The sequence below is a fragment of the Sphingobium sufflavum genome, from assembly GCF_021403115.1.
Taxonomy (GTDB): Bacteria; Pseudomonadota; Alphaproteobacteria; order Sphingomonadales; family Sphingomonadaceae; genus Sphingobium; species Sphingobium sufflavum.
This window is the reverse complement of the sequence record NZ_JAJSSH010000025.1, coordinates 1-14,304: the sequence shown is the minus strand read 5'-3', so window position 1 is coordinate 14,304 and position 14,304 is coordinate 1. Positions and strand designations below refer to the sequence as shown.

Genomic DNA, 14,304 nt, shown 5'->3' with positions numbered 1-14,304 from the left:
CAATATCAACATCCCGATCCCGCCGTCTGGTCATCACCAAACGGACGCAACTAAACCATCGAGATGGGGGTCCCTTTTAGACGCCGATCACCCCCATAACGGGGTCCTTTTTGCACGCCGATCCACACGTTTCATTCCGTGCGCGATCCTGCCCACCTGGGATATGGACGCGACCGTCGCAGAGATGAAGCGTGTGACTGACAAGGGTTGTCATGCCATCTCGGTCAATGAAAATCCGACCGTCAATGGCCTGCCGAGCATCCATAACGACTATTGGAAGCCCTTTTTCAAAGCCGTGGCGGACCTCGACATGACTATCTGCCTCCATATAGGCGGCGGTAATCCCGCACCGCATGCGTCCATGGAGACGCCGATCGAAGCCTGGATTTCCACCATGCCCATGACCATTGCGGTCGGCGCGGCCGACTGGCTCCAGTTGGAAGCTCTCCAGCAATATCCGACATTGCGGATCGCCCTGTCGGAAGGCAGCATCGGCTGGGTTCCCTATTTTATGGAGCGGGCCGACTTTTCCAATAAGCGGCACAAGGCGTGGACCAATTCCCGCTTCCCCGGCGATCTGAAGCCCAGCGACACTTTCAAACGACACTTCCTCAACTGCTTTATCGACGATGCCTTCGGGCTTCAGAATATCCAGTTCATCGGGGAGGATAACATCGCCTATGAGTGCGACTATCCCCATTCCGATACGCTTTGGCCCGAAGTGCCGGAGCATCTGTGGCCGACGATTAACCATCTGACCGACGCCCAGATCGACAAGATCACTCATGGCAATGCCATGCGCTGGCTCCGGTTCGATCCATTCCAGCATTACCAGCGTGAGGAACTGACCGTCGGGGCACTCCGCAAGAAAGCACTGGCTGACAAGGTGGACGTGACCCCCCGTTCGTCGGGCGGCGAAAGCCCGCTTCAGGATGGTGAAACACGGCCCGTGACTTCGGGTGATGTGATGCGCCAGTTCATGGACCATGAGAATGAAAAGCGCATGGCGGAGATCGCAAAGGCTGCGCCCGCGAACGCCTGAACATCCCGGCAGTGTGCCTCTGTCAATCGTACACACCGCCGCACGCCCCCAAAAATTCCGGAGACTCGGCCCATGCATGATGTTCGCACCGATCCTGTCGCGCTCAACCCCTATGAAATGGGGTTCGCCGAAAACCCCTACCCGACCTACAAGCGGCTGCGCGACGAAGCGCCAGTATTTCACAACCGCGACCTGAATTTCTGGGCGCTGTCGCGCTTCGACGACGTCAGCGCCGCCCATCGCGACCATCTGACCTTTTCGAGCGCAGGCGGTGTAACGATCGAGGGGATGGATGCCTATGCGCCCCTGCTGATCGTCAAGGACATGCCGGAACATCGCTGGCACAAGGCCCTTGTCACCAAGGTCTTTTCGCCTGCGCGGATGGGTGCACTTGAACCGTTTATCCGCAATCTGGTGGTGTCCCTGCTCGAAGCCGCCGCACAGGAGGATGAGTTTGATTTCGTCCAGCAATTCGCGCTTCAGGTGCCCTTGCAGGTCATCAGCGAACTGATCGGCATTCCGACCGAATATCGCGCGGAAATCCATCATTTGACCAACAAAATGCTGTTCCGCGATAAAAATAGTTCGATGGAAGACATTGGCGCAACGATGGAAGCCGCCAATACCATCTACCGGGGCCTCGTTCGCGAGCGTAGGGCGAAGCCACGAGAAGATCCCATAAGCTATCTGATTCAAAGTGAGATCGAAGACGACGACGGGATTATTCGCCGCCTCACCGATGATGAAATGGCGTTCCGGTTCGGCGAATTGGCCGCCGCTGGCCACGAGACGGTAGCCAAGACCATTCCCAACGGCGCCATGGCATTTCAAAGCTTTCCGTCCGAACGAGAAAAATTGCTCAACAATCCCGGTCTGATCGGCAACACGATCGAAGAAGTTTTGCGGTTCGACCCTCCTTCGCAGTTGCAGGGGCGAACGACTACCCGCGATGTCGAATTGCATGGCGTGACCATTCCCAAGGGATCGAAGACGATGCTCTTAACCGGCGCGGCGATGCACGATGAACGCAAATTCGCCACTCCCGATATCTTCGACATCAGCCGCAAGCCTCACGCAGAGTCGATCTTCTTTGGCCTTGGTATTCACCGGTGCCTCGGCATTCACCTTGCCAAGCTTGAACTGCGAATTGTCTTTGAGGAGTTGTTCAGCCGGTATCCGCAGTTCGAGGTCGACACGTCCCGCGCGACACGCGCGATATTGTCGAACGTCAGAGGCGTCGCTTCGCTGCCCGCCCGGTTGCGAAGCTGAAGGATGGATTCGTGGGCATCGCTTGATGGGAGCAGGCGAATGCCCTTATGATTGCGTAAGAAAACGAGGGGAGCATAATGCCCACGCTGTTTTTAAGGATTGCAGACATCCTGCTCGCCCTTTTCTGGACATGGATCCTGATCCAATCCTTGCGCTGGGGACGTATTGGTGGCGGTAACGGCTATCAGTCGACGCGAAGCGAAAGACCAGGACTCTATTGGTTCGGCATTTTCATAATGTTCCTCATGGTCCTCCATTTTGGCGGACTTGCAATCGTCGGACAGGCGCCAAGGGCTTGACGACACAATAGCGGCGCAAAGCTGTTCTCACTTTCCAACGAACATCAAGCGCTTGATCCGAGCACGCGACCGTCCCAACCTTGGCTGGCCGCAGCGCGCAATCGCTTGACGCTACCAATGTGACGAACTATCTGTCATGCAAATTATCGCGGTCCGACCTTGCCGTACGAAAAGGGCGAGCCGGGCGGACGTTTTAAGACCTTGGAGATTGCTGGAGCAGCATTAATGGCAACTGCCGTGACTAACAGCTCTCGCGCCACAGATGCCAAGGCTTCCTTACCTAGAGCGCCGCAGGTCAGGGCAGGAGGCGATATCAGGGGACCGCGCGATATGAACGATGCCTCCGACCATTCTCTCCCGACGCAGCCTTTCAACAATGGTGATTCCCATGACGCAGACGACGCCACGCATTCTCCCCCTTCCCCGCGCTGAATGGACCGATGAGGCAAGAGATGTCTTCGCCTATTGGGAAGGCCCGACCGCCCGTGAAAACGGCTCCCAGTCAAACACGATGATGACCTTGGCCAACCATCCACCACTCGCTATCGCGTCCCTTGATTTCGGTAAATATATCCTCATCCAGTCGTCGCTGACCGCACGACAGAAGGAACTGATCGTACTGCGCGTCGCGTGGCGGTATGATTCACAATATCAGTGGACCCATCATGTCCATGCCGGTCGCAAAGTTGGCATAACCGATGCCGAATTCGAAGCGCTCCAGTTCGAAGGGGAAAACCCCGTCTGGAACCGCAGCGAACAGGCGTTCATCAGCGCGATGGACCAACTTTGCGCAAAGGGCCGGATAGACGATTCCATCTGGGCCATACTCAGCGAGGATATGACCAAGACGCAGATTATGGACTTTCTATATACCGTTGGGCTGTTCACCATGAACGCATGGGCTTTTGGCGCCATGGGTGTTGAACTTGAAGCCAATTTCGCAGCCTTCTCCAAATCTGCGGATGAGATGGTGCAGAGCGAGGGGTGATCCCGCATTGTGAAGCGCGGTTCGACTAGAGCATGATCCGATCAGACTGGATCGGATCATGCTCAATCTGGCTGTCTTTTGTTTTTCGTATTTTCCAAGCTGGCAGATGATGCCAGCTGCCTGGAAAATGCGTTAGCTGCGCTTCAAAGCCCCAGATGCGGCAGAACTTGTGGCAGATCCGTTATGGTCACGATCCCTGCCTTTGCGGCACACACGTTCGGAATGGCATTGATCGGACGGTGTGCCGTGTAACCGGGCAATGTGCCCTCTGCCTGGCCTGCAGGTATTGGAAACGCGATGTCGATGTCCATCGGCGCATCGCCTTCCATCAAGAGACGCCAGCCATGATCTCGCAATTGCCCCCAATCTACATTTAGCTTGCGCGTGCAATACCAGTTCGTCCGAAACCGCAATGCGACCCTGCCGCCAGAGACGGCCGATACGGTCATCCGCAAGCCAGCCACCGTTCCCGGTTCGATAAAGCCGTCACCAATAGGCTGGCGCTCTGTGGCCGTCGCTATCTCATGCTCGAAACAGACGTCATCCAATGGCAAGCCGATTGCATCGGCCAACACGCCGAGAGAGTGCGCGAAGCACTCGTTCATGTCCGCCATGTCCCGCTTGGCGAATGCCTCCGGCGTCTCGCCAAACCCCATGACGGTGAAAATCATCTCGGGAGAGCAGGCGGGGGCCAGATCGGCATATTCGTCGATGGTTAGACAATCGAGGCGCCGCTGGATCGACAAGAGGACAATCGGCAAGGCTTCAGTGATGAAACCGGGGCTGCTTCCCGTCGCATGGATAGATGCGTTCCCGCGTTCGCACGCAGCCTGCACACGCGCACGCACCGCAGGGTCCATCATGCGGGGGTTGAACAATTCTCCGCGCGTTGTGATGATGTTGATGCCTGCCTCCAGAAGTTGGCATAGCTCTTCATAATTGCAGCCCTCCGGCATGTAGAGGACACAGTCAGGACGCAGCGCCAGCACCGCGTCGATCTGCCGCGTCGCCAGGACACCTGTCTTTGGCATGCCGCATAAATCGCCGGCGTCCAGTCCTTCCTTGCCCTGAGAATGGACATGGACGCCGACGAGTTCAAGGCGAGGATGCACGATCAAGGCTTTGAGCGAATGTGCGCCCACCGTGCCGGTGGCCCACTGGACGACGGTATGTCGCCCGTCCCGCTCGCCATTTTCTGTTCCAACCATCCTTATCTACCCCCATTCTGATTGGATTGCGGCAATTACTGGCCAAAGCGATATCGGAGACGAACGCCGTACATGCGTGGCTCGCCCAAATTTGCCGTCTCGAACCCGGCCGTTCCAAGGCCAGCGACGAAGGTGTAGAATTTCTCGTTGGTGACATTGGTGGCGAACACCGAGGCATCGACCGGCGAACCGGCCACCCTCTCCCAATTGAGGTTGAGGTTCAGCAGGCTGTACGATGGCAAGGTGCCATAATTCTGGCCGCCATACGCCGTTACGATCGCAGGATTGGCATAGAGATAGGACGTCACCTGCTTGCCGGTATAGCTATAGGTTGCCCCGATCCGGATGCGCCCGACACTATCGGGCAGGGGAAGCTGATAGTTGGCAGTGACGGACAATTTATGACGCGGTGAAAGAAAGGGCGGCGATCCGGGAGCGATCTGCGCCTGTACGACATAGTTGGGGTCATTGAGGGTGAGCGGGCTGACCTGCCTGATCTGCGCGTTCAGATAGGTATAGCTACCGTCGATCGCAAAACCCTCGAACGGCTTGAGTCCAGCCTCGACTTCAACACCCCATATCCGCGACCGGCCCGCATTTACGATGCCAGTAGTATTCGAGACAGCCGCTCCGGGCGCGGGATCGAACCCTACGGCAAGTTGCTGGCTGGAGAAATCATTATAGAAAGCAGCGACATTCAAGCGACCTCGAACCGCGCCGGTAAAATCAGCCTTTAGACCAGCCTCATAGGCGTCCACCTTTTCGGGGCCGAAAATGCGATATTGCTGAGGCGAACTGGCACGGATGCCGCCAGACCGATATCCCCGGGTATATTTGGCGTATAACAGCAGATTGTCGAGCGGCTTATAATCCAGGCTCACCAGCCATGTCGGCTTTTCCGAACTCTGCCGCAAGGCCTCGCTACAGCCCGGAGCCGTGTTCAGGTCAGTGCATATTCCGGTCGCGCCGCCCGTAAAGGGAGGTGTCACCGGGAAGACATAGGTAATGCGCTTGCTTATATTGCTCTGCCTGTCCCAGGTGTAGCGGACGCCGCCCGTAAGCTTGAGAGTGTCCGTCAGGCCGTAGGTCGCCTGAAGATAGGTGCCATAGCTCCTGAACTTGGTACGGCTGTCTGTATAATTCAGCGCGCCGACACGAACCGGGAAAGTGAAACCGCTTAGGGCGCTCGCACCGATGCCCAGAACGTCTGTACATTGCAGGGCTTCCGAATTCTGGCATGCTAGGAGAACAGGGGACTGATTGCCGATGGTGCCCAGTGGATCGCTCATCTCCACATAGCCACCGACCTGATAGACCAGACGCCCATCGCTGCTGCTTCCCTGCACCTGCAACTCTTCGGTAAAGGTGGACTGGTCAGCCGAATTCAGGCCGGGAATGGGGCTGATAAAGGCGAAGGCGACCTGCTGCGTCGGAATACCGAGCGGTGCGATGCCCAGCGAGAAATTGCTCCCCACATAGGGCGAACGCTGGAAATTCTTCAACTGGGCATAGCTGACGATATTCTTGATCGTCAAATTGTCGGTGGCACGCCAGGTCGTCGTATTGACCAACTGCCATTGTTCGAGGAGCGAGCGCGGGTTGGGCATGTTGGCCGCCACCGTCCAGAAGCCGCCCGCCGCCCTTTGGGATGCCAATTGGGGACAGGCCAGCGGCGTGCCAACACCCAGAGTCGGCGCGCAGTCGATGAGTTTCTGAATGCTGCCGTTGGTGTCGGAGCGGCTGTACGACGCGATGGTATAGGTTTCCAGATCCGGCGTCAGATCGGCCACCATGGTTGCTCGCAGGGCGATATAATCAGTGTTGCCATAGGCTTCCGGCCCGATGCCCGAGATATTTCGAAGATAGCCGTCGCGTGTCATACGATCTGCGGCAAAACGGAACCTGACATTCTCGCCGAGCGGTACGTTCACGACAGCCTGGAAACGTCGCATGTCGTAATTGCCAACAGACGCTTCGACATAGCCCTCAAGCTTTCCGGTCGGCTTCTGCGGGACGAGCAACACCGCGCCACCTGTGGTGTTGCGCCCAAATAATGTGCCCTGCGGACCTTTGAGACCCGGCACATTCTGGAGGTCGAAGAAGCTGCCCGGACCGGCGCCATCGCCGGCCACCGTTCCGGTCGTTGCGCCGCGCGGCGCAACGACATCGGCGAAATAGACGCCCACGGACGGGGCGGTTCCGATGTCCTGCACAAATCCCCGGATGGCAAAACTGGTATTTTCGCTACCGAAATTTGAGTTCACCGACAGGGATGGGGTGTAGGTCGCCAGATCTTGGGAATTGACGACGTTGCGATCCGCCAGCTGCTGCTGATTGAACACCGTGATCGAAATGGGGACATCCTGAAGTCGTTCCTCGACCCGCCGTGCCGTGACGATGATGTCCGCAATATCTTGAGTCGCTCTGTTGGCCCCAGATTCAACCTGTGCCTGAGACCAGGCAGCGCTTCCGCCGCACAATTGCAAATAAATGGCAGTACTAGTCGCCAAAGAAGACTTCAAAAGACGATAGTTCATATATCCTCCCTTCTAGATATTATACATCAGTATTTTATTATTATTTATCTCTAACAATTTTATCGCACATTTGTGACTTATTTCATTTCCTGACAAAGTTCAGGTGAAGTTCCTCAAGTCCACGCAACACATAGCTTGGCTCATATTGAAAACGACGATCGCCCGGCGGACCGTGGACGCCTGTATTCAGTTCGATGTCATCGAGACGCGACAGCAGCAGTTCGAGACTGAGCCGCACTTCGACGCGGGCCAGAGGCGCGCCAGCGCAGGTGTGAGCACCGCGTCCGAACGCCAGATGTTCCTTCGCGCGCGGGCGCTCCATGCTGAAACTGTCAGGATCAGGATAGCGGCGGCTATCGCGATTAACTGCCAGATTGGCGATCATGACGGTCGCACCGGCAGGTATGCCGACGCCGCCAATCGATGTCGTTTTTCTGCAAAGGCGATGACTTGTCTTGATGCCCCCCCTGAAAGCGCAGGACCTCCTCGATGCATGCCGGAATTCGTGCAGGCTCGCGGCGCAAGTCCTCCTGAATATGCTTATGCTCCGCCAGAATGCGGAACGATGTGCCCAACAGCTTGACGGTGGTATCCTGCCCTGCCCCGAACAGAAAACTCGCGACCCGTGCGGCTTCCTCCAGTGTAGGCGTCGACCCATCGGGGAATTTGGCCAGCGCGAATTCGGTCAGGACATCGTGCGTCGGGTTCTGCCGACGCTCCGCAATATAACCTGCGATCCGCATGCCCATCTCGATGAGGGGGTTGTATGCAATCGTCTCGGCACTGGCCCCAACTTCGCCGGCCGTCCCGCCTTCGAAGAACTTCCTGAAATCCTTCCTGTCAGCCTCCGGCACGCCCAGCAGCTCAGTAATAATCAACGTCGCAAGTGGATTGGCATAGCCTTTTATGAACTCCACCAGCCCTTGCTCGATGAACTCATCGATCAAACGGTTGGCAACCGCCCTGAACCCTTCCTCCTTGCTCTTCAGCTTGCCCGGCGTGAACAGCGGCATGAGAAGCGAGCGCATGCGCGCATGATCCGGCGCATCCAGCCCGACGACTTCACTGGAGAATGGCATATCGGGGCGATGGCGCATCAGTTGCTCACCGATGTCGTCGCCCTCTGGAACAAACGGAACGTCGGGAATGGGGCCGGTTACCGCGTTGACCGACGAGAAATTCCCCGTGTCAGAATAGACCTGTATGGCCTCTTCATATCCCGTGACGGCAAAGACGTTCCTGTTGGGAAGGCGATGAACAGCACCCTTTTTCCGAATCGCCTCGAAATAGGGCATCGGATTCTCCACGAGGGATAAATCCGTATAAAAGTCAATATCTTCCAGCATATGCAACCGCCTCAAAAACCAGAAACACCCCTATACAGAAAGCGATTATTCCTCTGGCGCGACGGTGACAGCGAGGCCGGAGAGTTGTTGCGTCAGTCGGATCTGGCAGGCAAGCCGCGACCGGCCATTCCGCGAAACGGCCGTCTCAAGCAACTCATTCTCGTCGTCACTGAGCGGGTCCAGCAAGGAAGCATCGGCTTCGCTGACATAGACGTGACAAGTTGCGCATGCGCAGGCACCGCCGCACAATGCCAGCATCTCATCGATTCCGGCATCACGAATAGCCTCCATTAACGTGGTGCCTTCATGAGACACAATCTCTCGGATGGCTCCATCCTGAAGAGTGACCGACAAGCCTATGGCGGCATTTGTCCTACTGACCAAAACGCCCGTCATGCCATCCTCCCCAAAGCTCGAGGGCTATCGCCCCTTCGTTTAACGAGATGATATTATCATTTGATTCGTGTCAACGGTAATATATGTTCCATTTTGCAATCGGCCGGTGAAAATGCGCCGGCAATACGGATCGGCCCATGATAGCTTTGCCCAAACCCGCTATGCGGTGCCTTACATTGCCCTTAGAGTTGCCGCTGGCACAGGACACACCTGCGATTGCCAGCGATATCAGGAGTCAGGATGACGGAAGAAAAAGCCCCTGCCACTGGCGCAAGAGCGACGCGCAGCCTCGCGGCACTGCGCGCCGCCCTGTTGACACTGCTTGAGTCCAAGCAGTTCGATGACATCACGATCAAGGACATCGTCACCGCTGCGGACATAGGCCAGGCGACCTTTTATCGGCATTACTCGACGAAGGCGGCACTTCTGGAGGCCGTAGCGGCGACAGAGATCGAAACCTTTGTTGGAATGGCCGTTTCCATTCTTGGATCCACCGGAGAGCAGTCGTCGGCCGTCGCGCTGGCCCGATATGTCCATGAGCATCGCACCTTGTGGTCCGCACTGCTGAGCGGGGGGGCGGCGGGCGCCATGCGTGAGGGCTTTATCCGCCAAGTCGACCAAGCCTATAGCGGGATTGACGAAAAACCCGACACGTGGGTTCCGCGCGAGCTGGGAATTGTCTTCAGCGTGACCGCCACAGTCGAGATCATAGCATGGTGGCTGCGTCAGCCCAATGATGTACCGATCACGCGCATCGCAGAAATATTGGATGGCCTTGCAATCCAGCCCACGCTTGTGCGCCACACAACAGCCGAAAAATCAGCACCCAAACAGGAAGTAATAAAAGTTTCGATAGACGCCCGCATACGGTGGGACAAGGATTAGGCTGAAACCACTACGTTACTGCGACCCAAAATCATCGCTTTTCCTAAGCGATTTAGGAGACAATATTGCACGCTCGAGAATTCCAGAGGCTGGCTGGCGGCTTTTATTTGAAAGGCCTTAGCGTCGATGATGACTATCAGTGCCTGTGGTTCAGTGATGTTCTGGCCGGAGGTATCGGCCGACTGCATAGCGATCGCCAGATCGCCCGCTACAATCCTGACCGATTGTGGATAGGCAGTATTCTCCTCAACTGGGACGGTTGCATACTGTCTTCTGGATCGGGTGGTATCGCTTGGACAAATCCTGACAGCGGAGCAGGTGGATGGCTACTCAACAAGATCGACGGACACCCCATTGGCTGCGTCAACGAAATGACCCCTGACCGCATAGGAGGGATTTATTTCAGCACAGTGGATATCGGCGCAATCGCCCGCCATGCGCAACCAGCACCTTCATCAATCTACCATCTGCATAATAATGGAAAATTGAGACGCCTGCACGATGGCTCAATATTTGCCAATGGCCTCGTCGTCAGCGTTGATCGCAAGACACTTTATATAAATGAAACTTACAAGGGAACTTGCGCAATGGACATTATGGCCGATGGAACGCTTGGCAACTTGCGACAACTGTCCGACCAGCATGATTGCGATGGAATAGCGCTGGATGCAAACGACGATCTATGGATCACAGGATTTCAATCAGGGACGATTCGTTGCCTTTCTCCGGCAGGCGTGAACAAGCATATTATCGCCACGCCCTTGGAGGGCGTCAGCCAAATACATTTTGCCCATGGAAGTAGCGACACTGTCTATCTCACCGAAGTCCCGGTTGACCGGTCTTCAGTGCTGAAAGGCGGACGACTGCCCAATCACGAAGTATCACATCTGTGGCGTTGCAAGATAGCAGTTGTGGGAAGTCCTGTTGCCCGCACGCAATTCTCGTTGCGCGGCAATTTCAACAGCCATCGCGAAACTATTTCGATACCCTATGATTTAGCGCATCACCATTTGAATGCTTCCATCGTCCCGCGCATCTTGTTGCATTGACCCGTCCCCATCCAGCTGCTAACAATGTGACGAACATTGGGCTGCGCGCATATTCTATCGCGTGGACAATAGCAGTATTGGAGAGACGACGTGTCCGAACAAAGTTCAGGAGCAGCGCTCGATTTGAGCGATGTGGAGCATCGAGTAGGCCAGTTGGTCGGTGGCGGACAGTTGCTGGAACCGTGCAATCGGACGGACATACGTCGGTGGGTGATGGCAATGGACTATGTCAATCCGCTCCATTGGGACATTGGGTTCGGCCGCAGGTCGAAATTCGGCGACATCATAGCGCCGCAATCCATGGCGGTGGCGCTCGATTATGGCCATGGCTGCCAACCTGCCTGTGTGGGAAACATACCCGGTTCGCATTTGATCTTCGGTGGCGAGGAATGGTGGTGGCACGGCACGCATATCAGGCCCGGGGACCAGTTATTCCAGGAGCGACGATTTCACGACTATAAGGTCTCTGAGACCAAATTCGCTGGTCCCACCATGTTTTCGCGCGGGGACACCATCCATCGTAACCAACATGGCCAGAAGATTGCCACAGCCCGCTCGACCGCTATCCGCTATCTGGCGGCGGAAGCAGAAAAGCTCGGCATGTATGACAATCAGCTGAGCGAGTTGAAGCGATGGACACCGACCGAACTGCTCGAGATCGACAAAATCCGGCATGACTGGCTCTTGTCGAACCGCGATGGCAAGTCGCCGCATTTCGAGGCAGTCAGCATTGGCGACAAACTCCCGCGCCGGGTGATCGGCCCCCATAGCATTGCCAGTTTCACGACCGAATATCGTGCGTTCCTGTTCAACAACTGGGGCAGTTTCGAATGGACGGCTCCAGAGGGCGTCGATGATCCATGGATCAACCAGGATCCCGGTTGGGTCGACGGCTTTGGCTTTGACGACGACCTCGCGCTCATCGACCCGCGCGCACGCGACGGCCTGTATGTCGGGCCGTCCCGTGGTCATATCGACGACAGCAAAGCCAGCGAAGTCGGCATGTCCCGCGCCTATGGCTATGGCGCGACAATGGCTGCATGGAACACCGACTATCTCGCCTTCTGGGCAGGGCACGACGGGATGGTGCGCCATGCCAAGTCGGATTTTCGCGGTCCTGCGTTCGAATGCGACGTCACCTTTATCGAGGGTGAAGTGGTGGACAAGATCGAAAAGAGCGAATGGGGTTTCCCGGTCGTGCAGATCAAGGTTCGCATGTCAAACCAAGCCGGCAACACCGTCGTGTCCTCGCTCAACGAAGTCGAACTTCCCTACTGAGCACCCTGAAAGAGACCGCAATGACTGCTCCCACATCAGATCCCATCGGCGTATCGCTTGTTCATGGTATCGCGCTCGCCGAGGAAGCGGAGATCGGCGCATTGACTCTCGGCGGCTATCTGCGGGAGGTGACGAGCCAATTCGGCCCCAATGAAGCCGCCTGCATGCCGTGCGGCGAGATCATGATCCGCTGGTCTTATCGCGATCTGTGGGAAAAGTCCCTCGCGGTGGCAAAGACATTGCTGGCGGCTGGCGTCGGAAGCGGAACGCGCGTCGGCGTGTTGATAACGAACAGGCTGGAGTTTCTCTCCTGCGTGTTCGGCACCGCGTTGGCCGGCGGCGTTCCTGTGACGTTGAGCACCTTCTCCACCAAGACCGAGCTGAAATTACTGCTCGAAGCATCCGCCTGTTCCATGTTGCTGATCGAGCGCCGGGTCCTGAAAAAGGATTTCGCCCGGATGCTAATCGATCTGGAACCAGCGATTACTGATGCTGCTCCAGGCAAGCTCATGTCCCTTGCCTTTCCGTACCTGCGCACAATCGCCATGGTCGATGATCAAACAAGCGTCGGCGCGATTAACGGTTGGGATGCGTTTCTCGCCCACGGCGACGGCGTGGAATCTGCCCTAGTAAAGGCCGCCATGGACAATGTTCACCCCAGTGATCCCGGCATCCTCTTTTTCTCGTCGGGGTCGACGGGCAAACCAAAGGGAATATTGAGTTCGCATCGTGGCGTCTGCCTGCAACTCTGGCGATGGCGCACATGGCTGCAAGTCGAAGACGACGTGCGCTGCTGGTCAGCCAATGGCTTTTTCTGGTCCGGCAATTTCGCGATGGCGCTCGGTGCCACACTCTCGTCCGGCGGCGCGCTTGTCCTGCAACCCAGCTTTCAGGCGGAGGCGGCCCTGGCCCTCATGGAGGCGGAACGCGTCACTCTGCTTCGCGCATGGCCACACCAATGGGCGCAACTGGAAGCCGCACCCAATTGGGGCAAAGTCAATCTGTCATCCCTCCGCTATGTCGATTGCGAGTCCCCCATTGGGCGACACCCATCTGTGTCAACGACATGGCACGACCCCAACCAAGCCTATGGCAATACCGAGACATTCACCCTCATCACCGTCTCCGGTGTCGGAACGGCGGAGGAAAAGATGGGCTCAGGCCACGGCGTTCCCACGGCGGGATCAACCGTAAAAATCGTCGATCCGCTGAGCGACCACATCGTGCCACGCGGTGAGCGCGGGGAAATTGCGGTTAAGGGACCGACACTTATGCTCGGCTATCTCGGCGTGCCACTCGATGAGACGCTGGATGGCGAAGGCTATTTGCGGACAGGCGACGGCGGCTTCATCGACGATCTGGGCCATCTGCACTGGGAAGGGCGGTTGAACGACATCATAAAGACCGGCGGCGCAAATGTCTCACCGGTCGAAATCGACGGCGTAGTTCGCAAATGCCCTGGCGTGAAGTTGGCCCAGACGGTCGGCATTCCCGACGAATTGCTGGGCGAACTGGTGGTGACCTGCATCGTTCCACATGATGGCATACCCCTCGACGAGGCTGCCGTTCGGAGTTTTGCCGCGCAGACGCTGGCGAGTTACAAGGTGCCGCGTCGTGTGATTTTCCTATCCGAGGAGGATGTGACGCTCACCGGCAGCGCGAAGATTAAGGCCGGCGATCTGCGGAATCTGGCGAGCGCGCGGCTGGCCGACGCTCTGGAAAGGCAGGCATAGACTATAATCTGTTAGGTCCGAACTGGGTTGCATTGGCCTGCCATCTTCTGAGAGCCTGTCTTGGATCTCATGCGTAACGAGCGACGCGCCTGATGAGAACGATAGCCGCGGCGGCATAGAGTAGCGCAGTTGCGGATTTGATGGTTTGCTCGAAGTCCTTGGCGAGGCGGCGATTGCGGTTGAGCCATGCGAAGGTCCGTTCGACCACCCATCGTCTGGGATGGACGACGAAACCGGTCTGATCGGCGAATTTGCGGACAATCTCTATCGTGAT

Annotated in this window: 14 protein-coding genes; 8 read left to right on the top strand and 6 right to left on the bottom strand. The window is 56.9% G+C overall.

The annotated features are described in order from the left end of the window. The 4 genes from LWE61_RS20265 to LWE61_RS20250 all read left to right on the top strand — a co-directional run. A partial coding sequence (locus LWE61_RS20265; protein WP_234152463.1) for an amidohydrolase family protein occupies positions 1-1,042 on the top strand: 1,042 nt, incomplete at its 5' end. 72 nt (positions 1,043-1,114) lie between these two features. Next, positions 1,115-2,311 carry a cytochrome P450 gene (locus tag LWE61_RS20260; RefSeq protein ID WP_234152462.1) on the top strand — a complete coding sequence of 399 codons (1,197 nt, stop codon included), beginning with the start codon at positions 1,115-1,117 and terminating at the stop codon, positions 2,309-2,311. A gap of 77 nt (positions 2,312-2,388) precedes the next feature. Next, positions 2,389-2,610, top strand: coding sequence for a hypothetical protein (locus tag LWE61_RS20255; protein ID WP_234152461.1), 222 nt, complete (start codon positions 2,389-2,391; stop codon positions 2,608-2,610). Between the two features lie 388 nt (positions 2,611-2,998). Beyond that, entirely contained in the window at positions 2,999-3,598 is a 600-nt protein-coding gene (locus tag LWE61_RS20250) for a carboxymuconolactone decarboxylase family protein (protein WP_234152460.1), read from the top strand. Between the two features lie 143 nt (positions 3,599-3,741). Here LWE61_RS20250 and LWE61_RS20245 read toward each other — a convergent pair whose 3' ends face one another. The 5 genes from LWE61_RS20245 to LWE61_RS20225 form a co-directional block, all read right to left on the bottom strand. Next, positions 3,742-4,806: an NAD(P)H-dependent amine dehydrogenase family protein gene (locus LWE61_RS20245; RefSeq protein ID WP_234152459.1), complete on the bottom strand. Its 1,065-nt coding sequence runs from the start codon at positions 4,804-4,806 to the stop codon at positions 3,742-3,744. A 35-nt stretch (positions 4,807-4,841) separates the two neighbouring features. After that, positions 4,842-7,343: a TonB-dependent receptor gene (locus LWE61_RS20240; RefSeq protein ID WP_234152458.1), complete on the bottom strand. Its 2,502-nt coding sequence runs from the start codon at positions 7,341-7,343 to the stop codon at positions 4,842-4,844. Between the two features lie 82 nt (positions 7,344-7,425). Then, a complete protein-coding gene (locus LWE61_RS20235; protein WP_234152457.1) occupies positions 7,426-7,728 on the bottom strand; it encodes a cytochrome P450 in 303 nt (100 codons plus the stop codon). After that, a complete protein-coding gene (locus tag LWE61_RS20230) occupies positions 7,706-8,689 on the bottom strand; it encodes a cytochrome P450 (RefSeq protein WP_234152456.1) in 984 nt (327 codons plus the stop codon). The genes LWE61_RS20235 and LWE61_RS20230 overlap by 23 nt, the downstream gene beginning before the upstream one ends. Before the next feature lie 45 nt (positions 8,690-8,734). Continuing rightward, complete coding sequence (locus LWE61_RS20225) at positions 8,735-9,085, bottom strand: 2Fe-2S iron-sulfur cluster-binding protein (protein ID WP_234152455.1); 351 nt, start codon at positions 9,083-9,085, stop codon at positions 8,735-8,737. 240 nt (positions 9,086-9,325) lie between these two features. On the opposite strand from LWE61_RS20225, the gene LWE61_RS20220 reads away from it, so the two are divergent. From LWE61_RS20220 to LWE61_RS20205, 4 genes are all read left to right on the top strand, one after another. Continuing rightward, positions 9,326-9,970 carry a TetR/AcrR family transcriptional regulator gene (locus LWE61_RS20220; RefSeq protein WP_234152454.1) on the top strand — a complete coding sequence of 215 codons (645 nt, stop codon included), beginning with the start codon at positions 9,326-9,328 and terminating at the stop codon, positions 9,968-9,970. A gap of 65 nt (positions 9,971-10,035) precedes the next feature. Continuing rightward, complete coding sequence (locus LWE61_RS20215) at positions 10,036-11,019, top strand: SMP-30/gluconolactonase/LRE family protein (protein WP_234152453.1); 984 nt, start codon at positions 10,036-10,038, stop codon at positions 11,017-11,019. A 90-nt stretch (positions 11,020-11,109) separates the two neighbouring features. Continuing rightward, positions 11,110-12,297 carry an FAS1-like dehydratase domain-containing protein gene (locus LWE61_RS20210; RefSeq protein WP_234152452.1) on the top strand — a complete coding sequence of 396 codons (1,188 nt, stop codon included), beginning with the start codon at positions 11,110-11,112 and terminating at the stop codon, positions 12,295-12,297. Positions 12,298-12,317: 20 nt separating this feature from the next. Beyond that, positions 12,318-14,030: a class I adenylate-forming enzyme family protein gene (locus tag LWE61_RS20205; RefSeq protein WP_234152451.1), complete on the top strand. Its 1,713-nt coding sequence runs from the start codon at positions 12,318-12,320 to the stop codon at positions 14,028-14,030. A gap of 67 nt (positions 14,031-14,097) precedes the next feature. Here LWE61_RS20205 and LWE61_RS20200 read toward each other — a convergent pair. Next, a partial coding sequence (locus LWE61_RS20200) for a transposase (RefSeq protein ID WP_234151681.1) occupies positions 14,098-14,304 on the bottom strand: 207 nt, incomplete at its 5' end.

Bases quoted from the DNA above. Each gene is read 5' to 3' on its own strand.
- LWE61_RS20225 (WP_234152455.1), bottom strand. From the start codon at position 9,085: ATGACGGGCGTTTTGGTCAGTAGGACAAATGCCGCCATAGGCTTGTCG.
- LWE61_RS20260 (WP_234152462.1), top strand. From the start codon at position 1,115: ATGCATGATGTTCGCACCGATCCTGTCGCGCTCAACCCCTATGAAATG.
- LWE61_RS20255 (WP_234152461.1), top strand. From the start codon at position 2,389: ATGCCCACGCTGTTTTTAAGGATTGCAGACATCCTGCTCGCCCTTTTC.
- LWE61_RS20250 (WP_234152460.1), top strand. From the start codon at position 2,999: ATGACGCAGACGACGCCACGCATTCTCCCCCTTCCCCGCGCTGAATGG.
- LWE61_RS20240 (WP_234152458.1), bottom strand. From the start codon at position 7,343: ATGAACTATCGTCTTTTGAAGTCTTCTTTGGCGACTAGTACTGCCATT.
- LWE61_RS20245 (WP_234152459.1), bottom strand. From the start codon at position 4,806: ATGGTTGGAACAGAAAATGGCGAGCGGGACGGGCGACATACCGTCGTC.
- LWE61_RS20230 (WP_234152456.1), bottom strand. From the start codon at position 8,689: ATGCTGGAAGATATTGACTTTTATACGGATTTATCCCTCGTGGAGAAT.
- LWE61_RS20220 (WP_234152454.1), top strand. From the start codon at position 9,326: ATGACGGAAGAAAAAGCCCCTGCCACTGGCGCAAGAGCGACGCGCAGC.
- LWE61_RS20205 (WP_234152451.1), top strand. From the start codon at position 12,318: ATGACTGCTCCCACATCAGATCCCATCGGCGTATCGCTTGTTCATGGT.
- LWE61_RS20235 (WP_234152457.1), bottom strand. From the start codon at position 7,728: ATGATCGCCAATCTGGCAGTTAATCGCGATAGCCGCCGCTATCCTGAT.